General features: G+C 41.3%; 19 protein-coding genes and 1 tRNA gene. 6 read left to right on the top strand and 14 right to left on the bottom strand.

Annotation, left to right across the window (positions count from 1 at the left end):
- Positions 1–52 precede the first annotated feature (52 nt).
- On the top strand, positions 53–1,372 hold the full coding sequence (locus tag OQ289_RS08345) for a hemolysin family protein (RefSeq protein WP_270090289.1): 1,320 nt from the start codon (positions 53–55) through the stop codon (positions 1,370–1,372).
- An 11-nt stretch (positions 1,373–1,383) separates the two neighbouring features.
- Here the strand turns inward: OQ289_RS08345 and trxA are convergent, their stop codons facing one another.
- The 3 genes from trxA to OQ289_RS08330 all read right to left on the bottom strand — a co-directional run bounded on the left by trxA (position 1,384) and on the right by OQ289_RS08330 (position 3,388).
- Positions 1,384–1,683, bottom strand: coding sequence for a thioredoxin (gene trxA, locus OQ289_RS08340; RefSeq protein ID WP_270090288.1), 300 nt, complete (start codon positions 1,681–1,683; stop codon positions 1,384–1,386).
- A gap of 10 nt (positions 1,684–1,693) precedes the next feature.
- Positions 1,694–2,365: a rhodanese-like domain-containing protein gene (locus tag OQ289_RS08335; RefSeq protein WP_270090287.1), complete on the bottom strand. Its 672-nt coding sequence runs from the start codon at positions 2,363–2,365 to the stop codon at positions 1,694–1,696.
- A 162-nt stretch (positions 2,366–2,527) separates the two neighbouring features.
- The gene (locus OQ289_RS08330) at positions 2,528–3,388 is read right to left on the bottom strand and encodes a glycoside hydrolase family 25 protein (RefSeq protein ID WP_270090286.1); all 861 of its coding nucleotides are present in this window, start codon (positions 3,386–3,388) and stop codon (positions 2,528–2,530) included.
- A 147-nt stretch (positions 3,389–3,535) separates the two neighbouring features.
- Between OQ289_RS08330 and OQ289_RS08325 the strand changes: the two genes are divergently transcribed.
- Both OQ289_RS08325 and OQ289_RS08320 read left to right on the top strand, forming a co-directional pair.
- Positions 3,536–4,420, top strand: coding sequence for a bestrophin family protein (locus OQ289_RS08325; protein WP_270090285.1), 885 nt, complete (start codon positions 3,536–3,538; stop codon positions 4,418–4,420).
- Between the two features lie 108 nt (positions 4,421–4,528).
- Positions 4,529–4,613 (top strand) — tRNA-Ser (locus OQ289_RS08320).
- Positions 4,614–4,997: 384 nt separating this feature from the next.
- Here OQ289_RS08320 and OQ289_RS08315 read toward each other — a convergent pair.
- The 3 genes from OQ289_RS08315 to OQ289_RS08305 all read right to left on the bottom strand — a co-directional run bounded on the left by OQ289_RS08315 (position 4,998) and on the right by OQ289_RS08305 (position 6,968).
- Positions 4,998–5,381 (bottom strand): nucleotidyl transferase AbiEii/AbiGii toxin family protein, encoded by a 384-nt coding sequence (locus OQ289_RS08315; protein ID WP_270090284.1) that lies wholly within the window; start codon positions 5,379–5,381, stop codon positions 4,998–5,000.
- Positions 5,381–5,665: a DUF6922 domain-containing protein gene (locus OQ289_RS08310; RefSeq protein WP_270090283.1), complete on the bottom strand. Its 285-nt coding sequence runs from the start codon at positions 5,663–5,665 to the stop codon at positions 5,381–5,383. Before OQ289_RS08310 ends, OQ289_RS08315 begins: the two co-directional genes overlap by 1 nt.
- A gap of 319 nt (positions 5,666–5,984) precedes the next feature.
- Positions 5,985–6,968: a GlxA family transcriptional regulator gene (locus tag OQ289_RS08305; protein ID WP_270090282.1), complete on the bottom strand. Its 984-nt coding sequence runs from the start codon at positions 6,966–6,968 to the stop codon at positions 5,985–5,987.
- A gap of 188 nt (positions 6,969–7,156) precedes the next feature.
- On the opposite strand from OQ289_RS08305, the gene OQ289_RS08300 reads away from it, so the two are divergent.
- Together OQ289_RS08300 and OQ289_RS08295 are read left to right on the top strand one after the other, a co-directional pair.
- Positions 7,157–8,071, top strand: coding sequence for an SRPBCC family protein (locus OQ289_RS08300; protein WP_270090281.1), 915 nt, complete (start codon positions 7,157–7,159; stop codon positions 8,069–8,071).
- Positions 8,072–8,335: 264 nt separating this feature from the next.
- The gene (locus tag OQ289_RS08295; protein WP_270090280.1) at positions 8,336–9,016 is read left to right on the top strand and encodes an alpha/beta fold hydrolase; all 681 of its coding nucleotides are present in this window, start codon (positions 8,336–8,338) and stop codon (positions 9,014–9,016) included.
- Between the two features lie 36 nt (positions 9,017–9,052).
- On the opposite strand, the gene OQ289_RS08290 is transcribed toward OQ289_RS08295, so the two are convergent.
- The 8 genes from OQ289_RS08290 to OQ289_RS08255 form a co-directional block, all read right to left on the bottom strand.
- A complete protein-coding gene (locus OQ289_RS08290) occupies positions 9,053–9,535 on the bottom strand; it encodes a hypothetical protein (RefSeq protein WP_270090279.1) in 483 nt (160 codons plus the stop codon).
- Between the two features lie 203 nt (positions 9,536–9,738).
- The gene (locus OQ289_RS08285; RefSeq protein ID WP_270090277.1) at positions 9,739–11,013 is read right to left on the bottom strand and encodes a BACON domain-containing protein; all 1,275 of its coding nucleotides are present in this window, start codon (positions 11,011–11,013) and stop codon (positions 9,739–9,741) included.
- 12 nt (positions 11,014–11,025) lie between these two features.
- The gene (locus OQ289_RS08280) at positions 11,026–11,919 is read right to left on the bottom strand and encodes a BT_3044 domain-containing protein (protein WP_270090276.1); all 894 of its coding nucleotides are present in this window, start codon (positions 11,917–11,919) and stop codon (positions 11,026–11,028) included.
- 118 nt (positions 11,920–12,037) lie between these two features.
- Positions 12,038–14,095: a RagB/SusD family nutrient uptake outer membrane protein gene (locus OQ289_RS08275; RefSeq protein WP_270090275.1), complete on the bottom strand. Its 2,058-nt coding sequence runs from the start codon at positions 14,093–14,095 to the stop codon at positions 12,038–12,040.
- A 23-nt stretch (positions 14,096–14,118) separates the two neighbouring features.
- On the bottom strand, positions 14,119–17,262 hold the full coding sequence (locus OQ289_RS08270; protein WP_270090274.1) for a SusC/RagA family TonB-linked outer membrane protein: 3,144 nt from the start codon (positions 17,260–17,262) through the stop codon (positions 14,119–14,121).
- Between the two features lie 19 nt (positions 17,263–17,281).
- The gene (locus tag OQ289_RS08265) at positions 17,282–18,607 is read right to left on the bottom strand and encodes an IPT/TIG domain-containing protein (RefSeq protein ID WP_270090273.1); all 1,326 of its coding nucleotides are present in this window, start codon (positions 18,605–18,607) and stop codon (positions 17,282–17,284) included.
- A gap of 672 nt (positions 18,608–19,279) precedes the next feature.
- A complete protein-coding gene (locus OQ289_RS08260) occupies positions 19,280–20,659 on the bottom strand; it encodes an MATE family efflux transporter (protein WP_270090271.1) in 1,380 nt (459 codons plus the stop codon).
- A 168-nt stretch (positions 20,660–20,827) separates the two neighbouring features.
- Positions 20,828–21,454, bottom strand: coding sequence for a class I SAM-dependent methyltransferase (locus OQ289_RS08255; RefSeq protein WP_270090270.1), 627 nt, complete (start codon positions 21,452–21,454; stop codon positions 20,828–20,830).
- Between the two features lie 550 nt (positions 21,455–22,004).
- Here OQ289_RS08255 and OQ289_RS08250 point away from each other — a divergent pair.
- Positions 22,005–22,655, top strand: a complete 651-nt coding sequence (locus OQ289_RS08250; protein ID WP_270090268.1) for a DUF6266 family protein — start codon at positions 22,005–22,007, stop codon at positions 22,653–22,655.
- Positions 22,656–22,718: the final 63 nt, after the last annotated feature.

Here is a 22,718-nt window from a genome sequence, read left to right as displayed (position 1 = left end):
TCTGCTTTTAATAGCGTTTTTTCAGTAAATTGCTGACTATTCAACACAACGTATGTTAACAGAGATTATAGTCATTCTTATTCTTATTGTTTTAAACGGAGTTCTTTCCGCCTCTGAGATTGCCATCGTATCCAGTAGAAAAGCCAGATTACAAGCAGAGAGCTCCAAAAAAAATGCTTCTGCAAAAATAGCCTTATCCCTAAAAGAATCTCCAAACCAATTTCTCTCCACTGTGCAGATTGGAATTACGTTGATTGGTATTCTAACGGGTTTCTTCAGCGGAGGTTCTATATCGTCCTTCCTACAAGTACAACTCCAACATATTGAATGGATAGCACCATACAGTCAGCAGTTATCCGTTGTCCTAGTTGTCATTCTGATAACGTATCTTTCATTGGTCATTGGTGAATTAGTGCCGAAACGAATCGGGATGGCAATTCCAGAGAAATACGCTATACTCGTTGCAGTTCCTATGAATTTCCTGAGTAAGATTATGCGTCCGTTCGTGTGGTTTTTAAGTAGCTCTACCGATTTTATCGTCAAGTTATTAAACATCAAAGTGAGTAAAAATACGGTAACAGAAGAAGAGATTAAAGCACTCGTGGACGAAGGGGTAGACAGTGGCATTATTGACAATTTCGAACATGATATCGTCGACAGACTTTTAGGTCTCGGTGACAAAAGGGCTATCAACTTGATGGTGCACCGTGGTAAAATAGCGTTTCTGGACTTAGATGACACCTTTGAAGAAAACAAAGAAATCATCATGAAATCCAAGCACACCGTATATCCAATATGTCAGGGCAACTTTGATCAAATCCGTGGAGTAGTACATGTCAAGACACTTCTAATGCAATACCTCACCGGGCAAGAGACAGATCTTGAGAAACTGATACAACCCATACCCTATATTAATGAAAATAGTCCGGCGCTGACGGTACTTGCTTCCTTCAAAAATTCAAAATCAGCACAAGCCATTGTTATCGACGAGTATGGTATACCCCAGGGTATCATCACACTAAAAGATATCCTCACGGGACTAGTAGGTGACTTTGAAGAAGAAGTCGCTGAACACGACCGTCACATGCTCAAACGAGAAGATGGTTCCTTTCTCGTAAATGGACGATATCAACTAGATGATTTTCTGGAGACTTTTGAAATTGGTCTTGACGAAGAAGAAGAAGAGGAAATCAACAATGTGACAACCATTGCAGGATTGGTCTTTTCAATATTGGACCGTATTCCAGCAGAGGGAGACAAAGTTACCTTCAAAAGCTTAAGTCTAGAAGTCATCGACATGGACGGCAATCGTATTGACAAATTATTAGTCACCAAATTACCCGAACCAAGAATAGATAACTACGAAGATTAACCGAAACGCTCCTATTTCTGATGCTGATTGATGACTTTAATTAACTCACTTTTCATCAATAAGCCACTTTGTCGCCATACTTGGTTTCCCGATTTGAACAACATCATTGTTGGCACCCCTTGTACACGATAATAAGCCGCCAATTTTTGATTCTTGTCAACATCAATCTTAATGACGGAAAGATCATCACCAAAATGTTTTTTAACCTCATCTAATATAGGTGACAGCTGTTGACAGGGGCCACACCAGGACGCCGAAAAATCGATCAAGACCAATGGGTTTTTTTGAATGATATCGTTAAACGTTGCCATAATCTACCTTTTATTTTTTTGACTGGGAAATAGCAGAAACCGCTTTATAACCACCATCTACATTTTTTATATTTTTCACGCCCTTTGCATATAAAATAGAAGCCGCCAATGTGCTTCTATACCCAACTTGGCACTGAAGTAAATACGTTATGTGGGGTTCGGACTTCATTTCATAGTAATAATTCTGCAAAGGCATATTCAATGCACCTGCTACATGCCCAGCTTCAAATTCTTTCGCCGAGCGCACATCGACATATATATAATTTTCGTCCTTATTCAGTGCCATAGCCTCTTCGGCCGTCACATTAGGAAGACTTACAATAGGCCTATCGGCGTTCAGCCAAGCATCCATTCCATTTGCAAGGTATCCCTTCACTGCAGTATATCCGAGTGAATCCAATCGCTCCATTACAGCCTGCTCGGTACCCGGCACTGTGACCAAAATCAAAGACTTGGTCTTGTCGTCTACTATCTTCTGTATCCAAGTATTAAAAGGTCCTTGCCATCCAATACTAATGCTACCATCGATAAAACCCTTTAAAAAATCAGCAGATGGACGTGTGTCGACAATGATACTTTCCTTCGATATTTCTGAAAATTTTTTCACATCCAAAGCGAAAGATGCTTGTTGTGCAAAGACAGTACTGGTCATCATCAGTGCTATCACCATCAATAGTGACACCACACTTTTTTTTATTCCAAAGACACACATATGCTATTCTCCTTTTTATATATCATAGACCACAGGGTCTTAACCAAAATCCGTTCTACATTTCGATGTAAGGCCAACCCTTAAGATACAAAAATCGACAATATATTATATACTACCGTCTCCATACCGTCATTAATCTGAATAAGGTATAGCCAATCGCTCTAGATCTTCAATATTGCCATTGAATATATTTAGATCCACCGGTCCCTTAATCCCGCGTACCGTTCCCTTTTCCGAAAACTGCCAAAAATCCCAGTGATCCTTCAAATCATCTATCCAAAAATTATAATTTGCTATCCAAATTACATAATCAGAAAATTCCTTTTCCAGAAAATCAGTAAAATATTTATCCCCAGAATACAAGATCGGTTTAATACCATAGTGTTGCTCCACGATGTCCAACCATCGCTTTAAACCCACACGTAAGCTATCCATAGATTGTCCTCGAGGCAGCTCTTCAATATCCAATACAGGAGGAAGATCTCCAGGTCTCAGTCGTACGGTCTTGATAAAATTTTGAGCTTGCTTCAGCGAATTCTCATTAGGCCTAAAATAATGATATGCTCCTCTAAGCTTAGCCCTCGATTGCGCACTCTTCCAGTTTGACTTAAATTTACTATCCACACTCGACTCCCCCATTGTCGATCGAATAAAAATAAAATCCACCGGAAATTTATCGTTGATTGTATTAACCTCCACCCAATCTATCTTGCCCTGATATTGACTGATATCGATTCCAAAAATCTTATCATCGTGCTTGGTCATCAACTCGACGTTACGAATGTCATATTTCGCATCCTTCCATGCCGTGTCGTGCTTTCCAGAAGAAATCTCTTTGAAATAATATTTAATGCCTGATCGGTAGTGCCAAGTCACTCCCAATACTACAATTAGGATAGGAATGATAATACTCCATATCAAATATACCCGCCTATCGTCTTTCGGTCCTGCCTTTTTGGGGGTCTGCACGCGCTTTACAGCTTTTTTAGCCATGGCATGAAATTAAGGCATTGTAAGGATACTTTCAAATTAAAATCCAAGAAATATAATTTCGTCATCAAACGCATAAGAGAGAAGAAAAATTTACTTTTATATGCAATTATAAATTGCATATAAAAGTAAATTTATTTTAGTTTGCACATGCAAATATATAATCCAAAAGAATGGTTTAGAGCCACTTTCTATCTACACCGATCAGACACCGTACGCAAACTATTCCCTTACTTATTGTTAACGGCGATTTTATCCGGTGGCATTGCCTATTTCGAATTGGAATATTTGCACCTCTCCGAAAAAAGTTGGATTAAGAACATTACTATTGTACATAGCTTATTGGGCTTTGCGTTATCATTATTACTTGTATTCAGAACCAACACAGCCTATGATCGATGGTGGGAAGCACGTAAACAGTGGGGTATGTTGACAAATATTAGCCGTACGCTAGCTTTCAAAATGAATGCATTCCTACCTGAAGCCGACCACGTCAACCGTTCATTTTTCAGGAAAGCCATTCCTATGTATGCTCAGATCATGCGTAATTTCCTCCGGTCAGACTATACCACCTATATGCTGGATGACAATGAACATCCTGAATTAGGCAATCTGGACCTTCAAAAACATACACCGAACCAATTGGCGGCGCTGATTTTCAAAAAAGTGAACAGCTTATATCAGGCTGGCATTATATCTGGAGACCAATTTATTATCGTAAACGACGAATTACAGCAACTCACACGTGTATGTGGAGCTTGCGAGCGCATCAAAAACACCCCTATCCCGCAGTCGTATAGTTCATTCATAAAGAAATTCATTGTCTTTTATGTGTTTACGCTTCCTATAGGCTATGTTTTTTCTATTGGGTACTTTGTTATTGCCGCCGTCCCATTCGTATTCTATGTGTTAGCATCGTTGGAATTAATTGCCGAATCCATTGAAGATCCCTTCGGAACCGATTCGGATGACCTCCCCCAAGACAAGCTTATGTCCAATATCAAGAAGCATATCCACGAAATTTTACATCCGTAATCAAGTCAGAAATGAGGGAAATAAATTAATTAGGCTCATTTTCAAGCTTTAAGACCTTGGATTCATTTTTAGTTTTGGATAATTAGTTAGATTTTCTACTTTTGTGGCGGAGAGCTGGCAGAGTGGTCGAATGCGGCGGTCTTGAAAACCGTTAACTGTCACAGGTTCGGGGGTTCGAATCCCTCGCTCTCCGCAGAAAAACCTTCATCGAAAGATGGAGGTTTTTTGCGTTTAGAGGGATGAGAACCAGAAGGGATGGCCGGGGTTCGATTCTAGAAGGCTCACGGTTTTCGTGCAGGTGCCCTGTAGGACTGAGCCAATCCCTCGCTCTCCGCCAAACAAACACAAAGCCTGACATTAGTCAGGTTTTGTCGTTTTATAGCTTTTTGACAAACGCAGTTTGAGAAAAAAAGAGAAAAACGACGAAAGAAATGAGCAAAGCGAGTACTTTGGGTTTATTTGAAGCCACCTCCAATTAGGGATGACCGTAGGTAATCCCTCGATCTCCGCATCCTAACAAGGAAAAAGTATCAAAACAAGGAAAAAGTATCAAAACCCTATAAATAAATAGCAGTATTTATAGGGTTTTTGCTTTTATAAGCCTTCCAACATATTTCAGATTTCCTATTTCGTGCGAGACCCCAGCCATTTTCATATTTTGAAGAACCTCTACCTTAATCGTTTCTCCATCACATATAACAAAAAAACGAAGAAAAATATACTGGTCATTGATATCGCACGGGAATTGGAGGCCAAACACACGTGCGCCATAAAAATTTTGGATATCTTCTTTGATTCTTTCATAACCTGCTTTTCCGACAATATGAGGGAAAAAGAAATCAATGTCAGTGGATATCCGATGATGATATCGAATAGCTAAGTTTGTGCCTCCACCTAAAAAACTTTCAAAACATTGTAACTCACGAATAGTCTTTAGTAGACCTTGAGAAATAGCAGACATTATTGATAACGTAAAAATTGCCGAACATGGTAACGACGAGCAACAAGTTTACAGACCTCATTACTAATACGTTCTTTTGTTTTTTGCAATTCTCTGACAATTTGCATTTTGCTGTAAAGCTTTTCCAAGGGTTGGATATCTTTAGCAAATGTCTCCGCAGTTGTAGCAATTAGCGCTCTAGGGATAATAAAATCACTGTCATCCTGAATATCTAAATTCTGTGGATCGACATCCCAAAATAAGTGTTTGGGAAAAATTTGCGATATATCCTTTATTGCGCTCATTTATACAAATTTACAGCATATTGGAAATAAAAGTAAAATAAATTTGAGCATAAGCCGTCCATTTAACGACATGTCATTTTAAAATTATCCAATAGTAAACGAGGGGAAGAAAATAAGGCATTCGGCCTTCCATGGGACTGTCTTGCGAGGCGCGTTCATTACGCTTAGCTTCATTCTTGGTTACGTTGTCCAGCAACATTCAGTTCTCCATCACTTACTTTTCTCCATGCATGCCTGTGTACTAATCTTACTTACATCTATAGGCAATCCTAATAGAGCCGATTGTAACATCAATTAATTGCAGTATGTCACCTGCAATTCACTTGAAGGTATTGTATTTACCCTTATATCCAAGTGGTGACACACCGGTCACCTTACGGAACACCTCCCTAAAAGCCTTTACATCAGTATAGCCCACTTCATACATGACCTCATTGACCGTCTTGCGAGAGGTCTCGAATTCCCTCTTCGCAGATTCGACCCTTACCCGCTGCCAATATTCCACAGGTGTGTTACCTGTAGCCTTTATAAACCTCCGATCAAAACTCCTTCTTCCAATAGAAAATTTCTTCGAAAGCTCATCCATTGATATTTTTCCCGAAAAATTCTTTTCAATGTATTCTTGCGCCATTACCACTACTTCATCTCCATGTGATTTTTGCCCCTTAAATATCACAAAATCTGATTGTGTTTGTCTGTCCAGGTCGACCTGGAAGATTTTGGAGCAATAGATAGCCGTTTGTCTGTCGTAATACTTTTCAACCAGGTAAAGCAATAGGTTTAAAAAAGAATAGCCACCGCCATTGGTGTAAATCCCCTGCTCATCAGTAATGAGTTTTTCTGCTTTCAAATCCACTTTTGGGAATAGGTTTTCAAAATTAGCGGCTGCATTCCAATGAATAGAACAACTCCTCCTATCCAAGAGACCAGTTGCCGCCAGTAAATAAGCTCCTGTACACATGCTTGCAACCTCTGCCCCTTTTTTATACTGTTTCGTGATCCAGTCTACTAATCTTACATTGCCTGCTTCAGGCTTTTTAAAAGCAGCTGTTATAGCCGGAATTATAATCAGATCTGTTTCGGACAAAGCATCAATATTCGTTTGTGGCATAACCTTTAATAAACCATTTACAAAATCCGCCTGTACAGAAACCCCTGCCAATTCTATCGTAAACAATTTCCCTTTATTAAGGCGCTCATAATAGTTATTGGCTTCCGTAAAAATGTGATAGGAGCCAATAATACACGATAGTGTATTGGGACCTGTCTGCATATCCGGTACTAATATTGTGAGATGTCTCATAAAATGTGATTTATGTAAAAGACCTGCTTATTCAAGTTATACTCTTATTCCCTCAAGTAAAGTTAGAAAAACATATTGTCCAAATCAACCCCTCATATTGTCTATATGACACGCTATCAAGGTGTTTATATGTCACTAACTTTGAACTGGAAAAAGAATACATAACCCGATTAATAAAAAAATGAATTATGCAACAACAGGATTTTACAACAACAATTGAGTTAGATGCCACCCCGCAAGAAGTATTTGATGCTGTTAATAATGTAAGCGGATGGTGGTCGGCAAATATTGACGGGGAAACTGCAAAACTTGGCAGTGAGTTCTCATATCATTATCAGGATGTCCATCGCTGCCGTATTAAAATTACCGAGATGGAACCCGGCGAAACGGTGGTCTGGCATGTACTTGACAATTACTTCAAATTCACCCAAGACAGCAGTGAATGGATTGATACTGACATTATCTTTAAAATATCTGCAAAAAATGGTAAAACACAGTTAAAATTTACACATCAGGGTCTGGTTCCCTCCTATGAGTGCTACCAGGTTTGCCATAGTGCATGGACACATTACATCCACGACAGTTTAAAGGGGCTTATTCTAACAGGCGAAGGCAATCCTACACCTAGAGAGAATATAGGAACAGCCGCCTCGACCGATCAACGGTACGATACCAAAAGTATATGCCATAGGTTATCAATCGCGGCACCTGTGGAGAAAGTTTATCAGGCTATTACCCAACAAGATGGGCTGGCAGGCTGGTGGACACCTGATACGGTTGCAAAACCAGAAGTAGGAAGTATTTTAAGATTTGGCTTCGGTCCTGAATATTTTAAAGAAATGGCTGTAACCGAACTAAGACCCTACAGTATTGTAAGATGGAACTGCATCAAAGCCTACGAAGATTGGGTAGGTACTACACTAACTTTTGAACTGGAACCCCATCCTAAAGGGTGTACGCTGTTTTTTCATCATGATGGATGGGAAGCCTATACACCAGAATTTGCATCCTGTACGCATGATTGGGGGCTATTTTTCAGAAGCCTTAAATCCCTCTGTGAAAAAGGAAAGGGATTTCCCTATCCGGAGTTCGACAAAGTATAATTACGTCAAAAACGAGGGTCTTCAAAATTGGGCTTATACCCTCGTTTTTTGCGACTAGCAATTGCTATCGTGACTTCTTTTTTGTCTTTTTCTTTTAGGTATATTTGAAAAATCAATCATTTTAAGAGCACAATGAAATTTCGCTACAACTTCATAATTTTTATACTATTATTTTTAACAAACAAAGCCAACTCCCAAACACAAGAAAAGCTTATCGATGTCGGTAACCATAAGCTAAATTTCACCATTATACCCGGAAATGGGATGCCTATAGTTTTCGAATCCGGAGCAGGTAATGACGGTACGGTCTGGAAAGAGGTTATGGCGCTAATCAATCAAAGGATTACTGCGCCGCTAATCGCCTATGATAGAGCCGGATTTGGAAAAAGCGGAATAGACACAATACAAATAAACATCACTAATGAAGTTAAAAACTTAGAGGATGCATTACATCGATTGAATTTTAACGATGAGTATTTCTTTGTTGCACATTCTCTAGGCGGAAACTATGCCATGAAATTTATCTCGAACGATCCAGATAAGGTGAAAGGAGCAGTATTCATTGATGTCGTAAGTCCCTCATTTATGGATGAACAAAGAGCCACATACACTAAAAATCTATTCATAGATAGTTTGGAACAAATCAAAAAGGAAAGTTTAGGATTCTATCATTTAGTCCTCAATTATGAGAATACAAGCGAAGTAATGCGTAGCGTATCAGCCTCTATCCAGACACCAATGACAGTCATAGCCTCAGGATTAACACCATTCGATGGAAATGACAGGACTCGCTTCCTTACTAGTCTAAAGAAATTCGCTGACGAAAAGAAAAACAGAATATATATATTAGCAGAACACGCTGAGCATCATGTTTTTTACGACGAACCAAAGCTGGTCGCTGACGAAATAGTAAAACTCTACAACCGTGTCAATAAGGAGAAATAAAATATAGAGATCAACATTATTGTATCCCCACTATCCTCACATAATACTAAAATGCCGAAACATCATGAGCCCCCCAATTCCGATGGAAACAAAGGGATAGCCCTTTTGCAACGGCATCGCATAATCATAGCCAATCTTACAATTTAAAAAACTTTGATATTCTATGTACAGGTGTGGGCTCACACGAAATTGGTTCCCCATACCCCTATTAAAATCGAACAAATACCCTGTCTGTACATTCGCCGAAACTAAGAACTCTTTGTATTTACTATCGACAATATAACGTACAAATCCAAGCTGTGGGGACAAACCAGAAGGTTGAGTATGATTTTTACTGGTATAATCCACCCCTATCGTAAAATCATAATTCTTATTGTTATCAAAAACAATAGGAAAATTAAGAGCTGCTTGAAACATCGTCCGTTTGTCCTGTTTGGCTCCCACACTAAACACCTGCGAAAAGCCATCAAACGAAAACTGCAATCCAATAAAAAGCAAAAACAAACGGCAATATATCATACCAAGTCTCCACAATATATGTGCCTCGTTTTTTAATAGATATCGATGTTAGTCTAACACGTTTATCAGATTCTACAAAAGACAGTGACAATGGTAATGACAGTCCCCCTGAAACTTTAGCTAGTTATTTCATCTGGTACCCCAATGCTTGAGGGCGAGCCCATGTTGCAAGTTGAAAAAATAGCATACATGGGCTAACCCTATTATTTTGTTACGGTAACGACAACATCATCGATAAAAATGCGGTTAACGGTAGCCGGCCAGTTACCTGAACGCTGGTCAAAAGCACCCCCTAAAAACCAAAATTGGGTCTCAGCTGTAGCACCCGTGATGACGAAGGAATACGTTGCGGCAGGCGCTTGCCATGCCGCCCTGCATGATTCCAAATTAGAATTAACAGCAGCTACGTTATTGACGTCAAATTGACTTACACTAACTGTGCCGGGCCCTTTCACCCCAACAGTGAGGACATTATGGTCACTGACTGCATATCGGACAGCTTTAAAGGTAACCACTAGATTCTTGGTACGCTGCACGTTAGATAGTTTAGGCGAGACGAGATCACCTCCGTAATTCGTCCGACCCAATTTTATAAAACCTGGTCGTGCATAAATGGAGGCATAACTACCTCCTCCCTCAGTCGTATTTATAGTGCTTGTCCATCCCTTGGCTAATTCTGCCGCATTCCAGGAACCTATCCTCGTCTCACCGGTAGTGACGTTAAAAACTTCATTCCCATAAGTTAGCCAACTAAAGTCCTCTCTCAATACAACATCACCCTCTACTTGCAACTTCACACCTTTTTGATAGACAGCAATGGAATTAGATTGTTGCACCTCATTTAGGAAGAACAATAAATTAGCCGTTCTTTCGACATCTATATTCTTGGCAACTGCTAGTGTTATAGGCGTATCACCAGTGCCTTCCATTGGGGCGATAGTCAACCAATCAGACGTTTCCTCTACATCTAACTTCCATTTACCGGTAGCACGCAAAATGTACTTCCCTGTGTGACCAGCTTCCAAGACGTCCAACCTGTCAGAAATACCATCTATTCTTAGATGCGGGTCTTCCAGCTGTTCACCGTCCGTAGCTGCAGCCTGCTCCACTTTCAATACCTTATTTTGCAAATGTCCGTTTACCGTAAAAAACAGCGTCAAAGCTCGGGCTTCTTCATCCGTATTTTTGCTTACCGTAATAGTAAAAGTCCCCTCTCCATTACCTTCCATTGGATCAATCTTGACCCAATGCTCCTGACGCAAAGGTTCCACTTTCCAAGAACCACTCGCCTGTACGGTATACGTCTCAGAGGAACCACTTGCAGTGACCTCCATTTTTGATGGGTTATCTTTAAGGGTAAAGAAGTCGCTCATCTCATTTTCATCTTTACAAGACGAAAACAACACGCCCAAGCTCAGGAAAAAGGCTAATATTGTTTTGGGTACAACCTTCAATTTGTGATAATTAGTAGCTTTCATGGATTCCATATATTATTTAACCTGCATCTCCACGCGTTCCTTCATAATCTTCGTCTCGTTACCAATCGTATACTGATACGACAATAGGAAGACATTCGTGCGCATACCGAAAGCCTCTTCAACCTTAAATTTATTTGGGTACATCGGGTCATTATCCAATTGCACGACCTGTATATCCTTATACGGTTTGATGGTCACATTATTAAATTCATCCATCTCAAGTGTGATACAGTTTTTAGCTATGTTTGGGACTTTGGAAACAAACGTCTCGTTTCCGGCTATCATCCGCACGCTATTACTAGTAAGTGGAAACAACTGCTTGTTTGCTGCTGTGGACAAACCATTTGCAAACCCAACCATGGAATACATCGAATTTGTAGCCTGTGATGCATACTCATTTTGGATAATAACCTGATACAACATCGTATTTTTCTTTGGATTGATCTCCACACCGGATGCATTGGTCGCCTTTATTCCGATAAAATAGGTCGAGTCTGGTGATAACCCATCAGGACGCAATTTGATCATGGTACGTCCCGTTAGTTCGCCCGCTTTGATCACAATTTTATCATCCATAATCTGGTACTTTTCTGCTGGTAGCATCTTCGCATATAAATCCTCCGCATTATCATATACAGCAAAGTTGTATTTTGCCAAGGGCGCTAAATCTTCCTCCAGCCCGATTACCAAATCAGTGCTGGGTGCATGGGTCCCTCCCGAAGAAGCTGCGACATAACCGAGAACTTCCTCACCGGTCAATTGGACGACTTCTTTAAAGGTATTATGATAATCGCTACTGATCAATGCTACCTCATTTTTGTACATTTCTTTTTCGAATATGTCATTGTCTTTGCAGGAAGCGAAAAGAGCCGAAAGTGCAAGTGCTGCAATATATCTTCGTTTCATTTATATTTAATTTGATTTTCATCTGTCAAATGGAATATCCAGACTGTAACCGTTCGTGCTAGTGCAGTCTGTACTATCTGGATATTTCATTTTATATTTAATTCTAAAATGCTTAATCCTAATTATAGCCTGGATTCTGATCCAAAGAAGGCAACCTTCTCATCTCCGCGCGTGGTATAGGCACCCAAATCAACTTCTTGTCCACCTGACGTGTTAAGAAAGAAGAAGTACCAGGACTGACACGTCTGTAAAAAGATTCCCTGTCTGCTCCGTCTGGATTCATCCCGCGGATAGGCTCGCGCTCAGTTTCTTCATAAATCCCCCAACGACGCACATCATAAAAACGTCTATTTTCCCATAAGAATTCCACCATACGCTCACGTTCTACCTGCTTTTGCACTTCAGCTTTACTTGCTAGCTGCATCGACGAAAGACCAGGTAGCCCCGCACGGTAACGTACCAGGTTAAAGGAGGATTTAATCTCATTCTCATCACGACCAAGCGTGTATGTTTGCTCCCCTAGCTTTACCGTATGACTACCTGTTAGATTATTTAATGCCTCTGCATAAGAAAGTAATATCTCCGCATAGCGGATTATAGGATAAGCCTTAGGCAAGTGTCGAGCACCTGTACCAGTAAATGCATCGTAGGAATTGTTCCATTTCTTTATCACATATCCTGTCAATGGGTAGTTGGGTGATGATGCCGATACGCCCCCACGACCATCAGGCTCCTGATAAAAATATTTAGCCGTATGGTTGTTCAATGTCGTACTCGATAAGGCCTGCCATACAGCACCATTAAACCCAATGGATGCGTAAAACCGCATCTCGCGATTGGCATACATTTTAAATATGCCAGCATTAAGCGGATAACCGGAGAAATTCTTTGCTTGGGTGGTAAAGAGATCATCAAAAGTTCCGCCAGTCGGAAGGTCAGCGACTACTTCAAAATAGGTCTGACCACGAGCCTCTTCTTTTGTGCGGCCATCCTCCATCAAATAGGCGTCCACCACTTTTTGTGTCACAGAGAATCGCCCCCAGCCACCTAAAGTAGGCGGCATGGACCCTTGGCTAATATTTGTTTTTAGGTAGTCTGTATTTCTACCCCAGATATATTCCGGATTAATGGCCGCTACCGACTCTCCAGTAAATACATCTGAATACGACTTAAGCGCATCAATACCCAAAGCCCCATTCGGATAAGCTCCATAAAAGTTCGGGTCGGTAGTTACTCCAGCCGGCAATACAGGCGTCCTTTCATCGGCAGGCACAGTATAAAGTCTATATTTCCCCATATCCATTACGCGTTTGGCCGCCGCTGCTGCTACAGCCCAACGGCTTTCGTCATATTGCTGCGATACATAGTGTGCACCATCGGATTTACGGATCCAGTTACCGTAATAGGCGGCAGCTGCAGCCCCGCCATTAAACAACGGACTAGCATGTATCAGACGTAGGCGCGCGATCAAGGCCAATGCTGCCCCCTTGGTGGGCTTTCCAAAATCCAACAAACCCACATCGACAGGAAGCTGTATAGCAGCCTTCTCAAATTCATCACAGATGTAGTTCATCGCTTCATCATAAGTAGCTCTTGGACGATCATAATATTCAATCGTCTCATTGGTATTGATGACCTCATCGCCTAATAAAATCGGTGGGCCAAAATCGAGGATTAGATTGTAATACGCATAGGCCCGTATGAAACGGGTGTACCCCTCAATACGATTCCGATCCGAATAGGTCATATCCCTAGGCACGTCTATATTCTTCAGAATATTATTACACTTACGAATTATTTTGTAGTTCTTGCCCCATTGATTCAGAGTGCCGCCCGATCCATAATAATCTGGTGTAATATTTCCAGTTACGAAATCCATCCCATAATAGATATTAGCTGTTCCGGTGCCGGTAAGACCATTAATACCTTCATCTGTCGCCATAGGGCCGGGAGTATAATTACTCCGTACCGTACTGGATTCATCTGGAAACAACGCTGCTGCACCCCACATATAGGCCTCCATATAGCGGGTATTGGCATAGGCCGAATCGATATTAAACTCATCGTCAAAGTAAGTGTCGATATTGAGATAATCATCACAGGAAGTTGCCATAAACAACAGCTGTACGGCTAAAGCCGCTTTTGTTATTTTTTTTATGATTATTGACGTTTTCATGTCTTTAATTTATGTCTGTAATACTAAAAATTGATATATGCCTGTAAGGAATAGGTGGTTGGTATCGGATACTTACGTCCGCCCCACGCCGCCTGCTCCGGATCAAATATTTTAACATTATCCCAGATATAGAGATTATTCCCGACGAACTGAAGGTCCATTGAAGTCACCCCTACTCGTTTTAGGAAATTAGGACTTACATGATAATTCAGCGTGACTTCCTGTAAGCGTATGTAGCGAGCATCACCCTGCCAGAAGGTTGACAGCTGACTATTATTGCTGTTATTGCCATATTGCAAGCGAGGAAAACGCGCATTTGGATTTTCAGCCAAAGAAAGGTCTATGCCATGTTCCAATGCGTATTCTCGTGGTATCCAACGATTGGCAGGATCTTTGGCCAAGGAAATCAAGTTACCATCTGTTCCACCAAAGAAAGGCATATACCCCATGCCTGTATTTTCTGTAACGCCCTTATAATTCATCGGTTGCCCTACGTAGAAGAAAGAAGTTTTACCTGTCCCTTTGAAAAGAACTCCCAACGACAAGTTTTTATAGCGAAACTCCCCTCCTATGCCATACATTGTTAGGGGATAATTACTGTGTGTCAGCGGCACCTTATCCAACGTATTGATTACACCATCTCCATTGACATCTTTATATTTGATATCCCCGGGCAATACAGGCCCAAAGCTCTGTGTAGGACTATACTTGATATCATCCTCATCTTTGAATAAACCCAAGGATTGGTAGCCACGGATAGAATTATGTGGATAACCATTGAATTCCAGATAAGAATATTCCAAATAAGCTTGCTCCCAATTCTGCACCACATTTTTGGAATAGGTAAAATTACCACGCAAGGTCAGCGTCATATCGTTATTGATCTTGGAGGTATATGTAATGCTACCATCTGCACCCGAACTTTTCATACGGCCCACATTGGCGTATGGGTTAGAGATTACCCCCACATAATCAGGCACCTGCACCCGTTGTTGGAAGATACCATTACGTTGATCTTGGAAAAAGTCAACTACGAAATCAATTTTACCATTCAGGAGCTTCCCTTCAATACCTATATTGGACTTAATAGCCCTCTCCCATGCCAAATTATCGGCTCCGATTCGCGTTTCGGTAATCGTTTCGATGCCTCCAATACCCCATACATTATTATTTGCAGTATTATTATAAATATCAGCTTTGGTCAGGTATGGGAATCGGATGTCGTCGGTGATTCGATCATTACCTACGGTACCATACGATGCTCTTATTTTAAAGTAGTCGAGCCAAGGCGCTTTTTCCTGGACAAATTTATATCCTGTCGGCACCCAACCTACCGCAATTGAAGGAAAGAAACCATACTGACGACCTGGTTCAAAGTTTTCAGAACCGGTGTATCCAAAGTTGGCATCCAATAGATAGGTATCTTTGTAACCATAAGTAAACCTACTGGAGACCCCTTGATAACGAACAGGTATCGCAGTCAAGTTATTCTTCGCGTCTTTGGTATCCTTTGAATCACTTAAATAATAGTATACCAATGCCGAAGTACGGTGATCCTCGCCAAACCTCCTGTCGTAATTAAGCGTGGATTCAAAATGATACTTGCGATATTGTCTTAGCTCTTTGGTATAGGAAGCAGGTCTTTCTTGTACCTTTTGGGTCATGATGAGGGAACCATCCAAATTACGTCCAGTCGCTTCAAATAATGCTGGTTGTATGGTTCTTTTCTCATTGAAATAATTATGAATATCATAAGCACCTTGTGCGCGAATCTTCAGGCCTTCCAACAAACTTTTTAAGTCCTGATCGATAGCTAGGGTAACTTTCCCTTTATACAAATCGTCCGTTGATTTACCTGTACGGTTGATCATCACGTAGGGAGATGAGCGTTCTCCACTTCCCACTCCTGGTAGCAGTCCATTAGAATATTGAATAGGAATGGAAACAGGTGTAAGCGTAGATTGTGTCTTCCAGATGTAGTCTGTATCAGCAACTCCCGGCTGACTTAATTGAGATAAAAAGCCATCTGAGCCTAAAAACACTTTAGTGGTTTTAGTCAAGTTTATATCCAAGTTGACGCGATAATTATAGGTATTATACCCCACATTTGAAGCGTAGATACTATTTTTATCTACTTTGTAGGCAGCGGTTTCTGTATTAGCTCCCAAGCTTAAAAAGTAACGTGCAACTTCGGATCCACCACGCCCAGAAGCATAATAACTCTGGCGCCAAAAGTTTTTTCCAAGGATTTCATCCTGCCAGCTAATATCCGGATACATATCTGGATCCAAATTATGTTTTATGATACCGAGTTCCGTTTCGTTAAACAGAGGTTCGGCCCCACGTACTGCAGTAGCTTCATTGGCCAACAGCGCATAGTCATATGCCCGCAGATACTCCGGCAATCGATTAAGTCTAGAAAGTGTTGAATTGACGCGACCAGTAATCTGAATGCGATCTACCGTACCTCTTTTCGTTGTCACTAATACAACCCCATTTGCTCCTCTAACACCGTATACAGCTGTAGCAGAAGCATCCTTCAGAATAGAGAAGCTCTCGACATCCGCGGGGTCAATAGTATTTAAATCGCCTTCTAGACCATCAATGAGCACAAGTGCTTTCGCATTGGCCCCGAATGTACCTATGCCTCGAATCCAGAAGTCGGCTATATTTGCACCCGGCTCACCTGAGCTCTGCATCGAGATTACCCCCGCGGCACGCCCTCCAAGTAAATTGGCGATCGATGGCGCTGGACTCTGCAATTGCTTGACATCAACAGTGGTGATGGCTCCCACGGAACTGATTTTCCGTTGTTGAGCACCCAGACCGACAACGACAACCTCGTCGAGTTCCGAAGTCTTATCCGCTAGTTCGATTCTCAAATCTGTGGTAGGCTGCACTGCGAGATGTTCGACAGACTCGTATCCCACATAGGTAAATATCAACCTATCACCATACACGGCTTTGATACTAAACTCTCCTTTATTGCCTGTTGATGTAGCACCAGTAGGTTTGTCCTTAATATAAATGGAGACATTGGCTATCGGCTCCCCCTTATCGCTTACTACGGAACCAGCAATGGTTAATTCTTCTTGTGTTTGCTGTGCAAACGAAACCGAGAGCCATAAGCACAAGGGCAGTATGCACAAAAAATGAATGATCTTCATGATATAGATAAAAGGTTAATTACTCAATAACTAGTTTACGGATACGTGCATTGTTCCAATCGGCTATATAAATATCGCCTTGATCATTGACCGCTACACCCCAAGGTTGATTAAACTGGGATTCGACAGGTCCTCCATCTTTGTACCCGGCTTTGGTAGGTTGACCTGCTACGGTAGATACTATACCATCTGCTGAAAGCATACGGATACAATGGTTTCCATAATCGGCAATAAACATATTCCCGGCTTTATCAAATTTGATGTCCTTTGGCACGTTGAATATAGCATCCTTGACTGGGCCATCACGGAATCCCGAACCACCGGGAGCGTTGACCCGCTTGAATCCGCCTGTACCATCCGGATCCCGGAGATCTAAAACTGAAATACCTTGAGCAAAGGTATTGGGACTTGCATTGGTATGCAGTGTTATATACAGTTCCCATGGCTTGGCAGGATTGATAGCTTGCCCATATTGAGAACCATAGGGTCCCTTATGCACGATCGTGGCCGCATAAGTCACGGGATGTATTTTGGCGATATGCCCATCACGAAAGCGGGTATAGAGGTAGCCATCATAGGGGCAGAATGTCACAAAATTGGCATAGCGATCCGCTTGGACAATTTTACCGTAATCTGCCGCAGAGAATTGGGCATTACGCTGACGAAGTGTCCAAGCTTCACGAGGATCGAAGGAGAAAAACACCTCCGCTACCGATTCATGGGATACAGTCATAATTCCCGTCTCGCGATCTACCGTCACCCCGTTGGCATACGGATTCGGAGCAGATGGAGCCTGATATAAAGGAGTTACGATATTTTCCTTTTCATTGATCCGTGCTACACCAAACGATCCCCCATCACGCCAAGTCATAAACAGATTCCCTTGCGCATCCATGTCCAAGTACTTACCGTACACATGGGCCTGATCCAGAGTCCCCGCGAGAAAGTTTTTGTCGCCCGTGCCCGTCACCGTACTGACTTGCGCCTGTATGTGATATACAAATGAATTATCATAGACGACAGAATCTTTGCCGATCACTACGGAAATCTTAGGATCGTCTCCTGGTAAGCGAGGTACAATGGCATAAATACGCTCTCCACTGGAAGACACTACCGCCGCTTGGGCATTGTTAAAATACACTTTAATTTTCTTAGGGTCTGCCCCAAAATTATCGCCATTCAACAAAATTTTATCTTTGGCACCCCCTTCTGCTGGAAAGAAAGAGGTAAGGGTGATAGGCTTGGTGGAATCATGCTCCGTGGCCTTTATTGCAGCATCATCTTTGCAACCATAAAAGAGCAGTAATAACAAAAACGAAAATGTCAATAGATTACATTTTTTCATAACATCATGATGGTTAATTTTTTGACTAATTAAAATATAAAACAAACGAATAACTCGGATTACAACTCAAAAACACGATAAACATATAATACAAGTTAACACAGGTGTAGGGTTTTATTTTGATGCTGCAAAACTATGCAATACCCTTGCACAAACCTTCACAAATGCCATTACCATTTCATTAATATTATATTAAAATAACATCACGTGCGTGAGTCATTTTTTCATCTAGACAATACGAGGTAAAAAAGAGAAGTCACCCAAAAACAAAAGAAATCGCTGTATCAAAAAAGCAAACTCTCCGTTCGCAAATGGGACAGCAGGTACCTAACTCCAAGAAATAACAGTAGAATAAAGGGCTAGAGGCTGGCGCATACACGCACGTGCTAAAAGGGAAGCACCTATGGCCAAATCAGCATCTATAGCCGTAATCGATGTATCGGGAAAGGGCGCAATACCGACACCGCATCAAATAGATGGTATGATGTCCGGTGAAGTAGGGCAGATTATTGGCTAGGGCAAGGTTGCTGCCAGCTATATATCGGCAGGAGCTGAACTTCGCTAGCGTTCGACCTTCTGTAGAAGTCGAACCCTGATGTCATTGGAAGAAGAGTATAAAGAATCGTGATTAGCACTTTTATTACTATAAGGTATCGCCCACTGTTTCCACACTTATTGGTCTCGAGGATTTAACTGGACTACTCGAGCCCCTTTAGGTCGTAAACTTATTTTTTTTGCGCTCTTCCAAACCGCATAAATAACGACTCCAAAAATAATCCAATCGATAACTGCACTTGCCAGATAAATACTACTAACGCCATAAAATCGAGGAACAATGAGAAGTATGGGTATATAAAAAATTACCTGTCTCAAAATACTAATAATCGTGGCAGGCTTTGCATCTTCTATCGCCGGAAACCAAACCATAGCCATGAACACAAATGGCAATACCAATAGCACACTCATGTATACCCGGAAATCCATTAACTGGTCGCCAGAAAAAGTCGTACCGGGAATCATGACGGACATTACCTCAGCAGGGTAGAACATGACAAAACACCAAAAAGGCAATAGGATGACCAAACCTGTAAACGAAAACAATCGGTATGCTCCTATACTTCGACCATATTGTTGGGCTCCGTAATTCATTCCTGTCACGGGTTGCAAAGCCCGCATCAACCCCCACAAAGGGGTATTCAGCAGAATATAAAAACGATTGACTGCAGTAAAAAAGGTAATATCCATTTCATTTCCATATCTGGCCAATGCATTGAAAACAACAATATTCTGAACGACAATCATCACCATCATGATAAAACCAGGCATCCCCAATGCAAGCGTTTCTTTGATAATTGCTACATCCTTTTTGAGGGACCAAAACGTTGTTTTAAAGGATGACTTTCCTCCAGCATAATACCATACCCCTAGAATCGTGTAGATAATCATGGAAATATTAGTGGCCCAAGCAGCACCTGCTACTCCCCATCCAAATGTGGCAATGAAAATCGGTTTGAGCGCAACATCTACTACCAGCCCGACGGCAATCATCCAGGCGGCAGTTTTCATTCGTCCTTCAGCCCTTATAATCATATTCAGTGCCAATCCATGTATCCAGAAAAAGCTTCCTATGATAGTCGCTCGAAAATATTCCACCCCTAATACGAGGATTTCACCCCTCCCACCCATCATGAACACCAATTGTTCTGCAAAAATATAGCATGGAACGGTGATGAGAATCGAAAACAGGAACGTCAAGTAATTGACCGTTCCAAAAGCCTTTTCTAATTTCTCCTTATCATTGGCACCAATCCAAATGCTGATGGCCGAACCAACCCCAGTACCAATTAGTGTCCCGAAGCCCTGCGCAAATTGGGCCAAGGGATAGGTAATCCCAACGGCAGCCAATGCGGTATTGTTTATGAGATGTCCGACGAAAATCCCATCGAGGAAGTTATTCAGTCCGTATAATACCATCGCTACCACTGCGGGCCACGACAACTGCATGACCTTGGACAATCGTTCGTTTAAGATGACATTTTTTTGTTTATCCATTTGGTTCTCTAATTTAATTGAATCCCGTGGCTTTGTCCGGCTATACAGCAGCAGATAAATAGCCCGTTAGGAAATCATGCACATAGGATGCATTCGCTGTTGTCGAGGATTTTATCTTTTGGAGCGTTCAAGACTCGATAGCCCGGCGGTTACTGTTAGCATATTCTTTTATAACTTACGTGCTACAAATCGTATGACGCTTCCCGTCCCAATGTGGTAACGACCTTCGCTCAGCTGCACTTCGACCTCTTCCATACTCAAAAACGTGAATCCCTGGAAATCGGACATCAATTCTTCAATCGAAAATAAACTATCTATATCAGTCGGGCCACCCACCCCAGGATTTCGCTTTCGATAAGTAAGGTGATTTTTGCTAAAAGCTTCAAAGATTATGTGTCCACCAGGTTTCAATAAATCAATCAATCTTTTGTGATACGCAACCTTGATCTCTGATGGAAAATGGGCATATATCAATGCCAGCACATCAAACTCTCCCTGCTGGTAAGACAATTTCGGTAACTCACCTAGTTGATAGTTCAAGCTCACATTTCGTTCTACTGCGAGTTTTTCGGCTTTTGCTTTCCCAACTTCACTGATATCAAACGAATAGACATCCCATCCCAATGCGGCCGCATATACCGAATTCCGTCCTTCACCATCAGCAGGGAACAGAATTTTTACACCACTTTCTATCTGGCCAATCGTCTCTTTAAAAAATTTATTAGGTTCAGCTCCATAAGCATACCCCGCTTCACTGTAACGGTCATTCCATCTACCCAGCCATACATTGTCCATACGTATATTGTTAAGTGTCTATTCCTAATTGTTGCTCTACTTAGACTATTTCCGTGTACCCTGTTTACCTATAGTACATAATGATACAGCGATAAATCGCCTTATTCCTATCCGTAATAGTGAACGAATATATATATTATTTAGAATCATTATAAATAAAGAGATGCAAGGTGCATAAATTATGACATTAGCATTATAAACGACCAAAACCGCTCGCGATAGATACGGGGTACATCTTCACAAAAGGACACTCATTTAAGAGCAAATAACTACCATAAACCGATTGTAAAGAGATAATATACGCCTTCTCAAGCTTACCCATCCGAGAGGACAACTAGGGTATTATTGGGGATTAATTTATGAATTTAATCGGGTTTTATTCGGACATTATACGGACTTCATTCGGATATTACTCGGAATAATACGGATTACAACCGTATAATATCCTAATATATTTCGTATTAAATACTTGTTAAAAAAGAAGTTAGATATAATTTATCCCCCATTTTTCCCTATCTTAGTAGGAACAAGTATAAACCTTAACATAAATATGGGAAGAACTAAGAAAGGTGCCAATGGTTCAGTTTCTGGGAAAGTTGGACCGCATGTATTTTATAAATGGAAAGACATTGAGTGTGTCCGGACATTGCCCCGAGTAAAGAAAAACAGGGAATTATCCAATGGGGAGGTCGAAAACCGTGGTCGGTTTGGTTTTACACAACGCTTTTTAAGTCTACTGAAGCCATTTCTTAGGTCAGGATTTCACAATTACGAGGAAAACCGAACGGCCTTCAACTCCGCGATGTCCTATACGCTCTTACATGCGGTAAGCATGGACGATGATGGATTACATATCGATCACGATTCACTTCGCATTTGTAAGGGAATGGAATCGCTAATAACAGATGTCACATTTCGATATGAAAACGGAATCCTGCATTGTCAGTGGGAGTATGACAAGGATAGGGTCAAGAAATCAGAGAGTGGCAACTTCAGATCCGTGATTGCCCTAATCCCAGACCTTGGAAAGCACTGGCCAGCGGGTCAAGTAATCGGAAACTATCTTACCGACAAGGCCCAAAGCATCACTGGAAAAGATATCGAAAAAGGGGCAACTTACCATGTACACATTGGCTTTGTATCAGTGGATCATAGCGATAGAAAAATGGACAGCATGTACGCCGGAACTTTCACGACATAGCCGCTACACGGACAGAAAGCGCGTAGGAATATATAGATAAATATGGATATTTATCTATACAAC

It is taken from the genome of Sphingobacterium sp. SYP-B4668 (assembly GCF_027627455.1).
GTDB lineage: Bacteria > Bacteroidota > Bacteroidia > Sphingobacteriales > Sphingobacteriaceae > Sphingobacterium.
Note: the sequence above shows the minus strand (reverse complement) of the source record. Positions and strands in the feature narration are given on the sequence as shown.

What these genes read in the sequence shown, in the direction of transcription:
- OQ289_RS08315 (WP_270090284.1), bottom strand. Translation starts at nt 5,381, where the DNA reads ATGTCTGCTATTTCTCAAGGTCTACTAAAGACTATTCGTGAGTTACAA.
- OQ289_RS08295 (WP_270090280.1), top strand. Translation starts at nt 8,336, where the DNA reads ATGCCTATAGTTTTCGAATCCGGAGCAGGTAATGACGGTACGGTCTGG.
- OQ289_RS08250 (WP_270090268.1), top strand. Translation starts at nt 22,005, where the DNA reads ATGGGAAGAACTAAGAAAGGTGCCAATGGTTCAGTTTCTGGGAAAGTT.
- OQ289_RS08330 (WP_270090286.1), bottom strand. Translation starts at nt 3,388, where the DNA reads ATGGCTAAAAAAGCTGTAAAGCGCGTGCAGACCCCCAAAAAGGCAGGA.
- OQ289_RS08270 (WP_270090274.1), bottom strand. Translation starts at nt 17,262, where the DNA reads ATGAAGATCATTCATTTTTTGTGCATACTGCCCTTGTGCTTATGGCTC.
- OQ289_RS08260 (WP_270090271.1), bottom strand. Translation starts at nt 20,659, where the DNA reads ATGGATAAACAAAAAAATGTCATCTTAAACGAACGATTGTCCAAGGTC.
- trxA (WP_270090288.1), bottom strand. Translation starts at nt 1,683, where the DNA reads ATGGCAACGTTTAACGATATCATTCAAAAAAACCCATTGGTCTTGATC.
- OQ289_RS08310 (WP_270090283.1), bottom strand. Translation starts at nt 5,665, where the DNA reads ATGAGCGCAATAAAGGATATATCGCAAATTTTTCCCAAACACTTATTT.
- OQ289_RS08275 (WP_270090275.1), bottom strand. Translation starts at nt 14,095, where the DNA reads ATGAAAACGTCAATAATCATAAAAAAAATAACAAAAGCGGCTTTAGCC.
- OQ289_RS08305 (WP_270090282.1), bottom strand. Translation starts at nt 6,968, where the DNA reads ATGAGACATCTCACAATATTAGTACCGGATATGCAGACAGGTCCCAAT.
- OQ289_RS08325 (WP_270090285.1), top strand. Translation starts at nt 3,536, where the DNA reads ATGCAAATATATAATCCAAAAGAATGGTTTAGAGCCACTTTCTATCTA.
- OQ289_RS08345 (WP_270090289.1), top strand. Translation starts at nt 53, where the DNA reads ATGTTAACAGAGATTATAGTCATTCTTATTCTTATTGTTTTAAACGGA.
- OQ289_RS08290 (WP_270090279.1), bottom strand. Translation starts at nt 9,535, where the DNA reads ATGATATATTGCCGTTTGTTTTTGCTTTTTATTGGATTGCAGTTTTCG.
- OQ289_RS08300 (WP_270090281.1), top strand. Translation starts at nt 7,157, where the DNA reads ATGCAACAACAGGATTTTACAACAACAATTGAGTTAGATGCCACCCCG.
- OQ289_RS08280 (WP_270090276.1), bottom strand. Translation starts at nt 11,919, where the DNA reads ATGAAACGAAGATATATTGCAGCACTTGCACTTTCGGCTCTTTTCGCT.
- OQ289_RS08265 (WP_270090273.1), bottom strand. Translation starts at nt 18,607, where the DNA reads ATGAAAAAATGTAATCTATTGACATTTTCGTTTTTGTTATTACTGCTC.
- OQ289_RS08255 (WP_270090270.1), bottom strand. Translation starts at nt 21,454, where the DNA reads ATGGACAATGTATGGCTGGGTAGATGGAATGACCGTTACAGTGAAGCG.
- OQ289_RS08285 (WP_270090277.1), bottom strand. Translation starts at nt 11,013, where the DNA reads ATGAAAGCTACTAATTATCACAAATTGAAGGTTGTACCCAAAACAATA.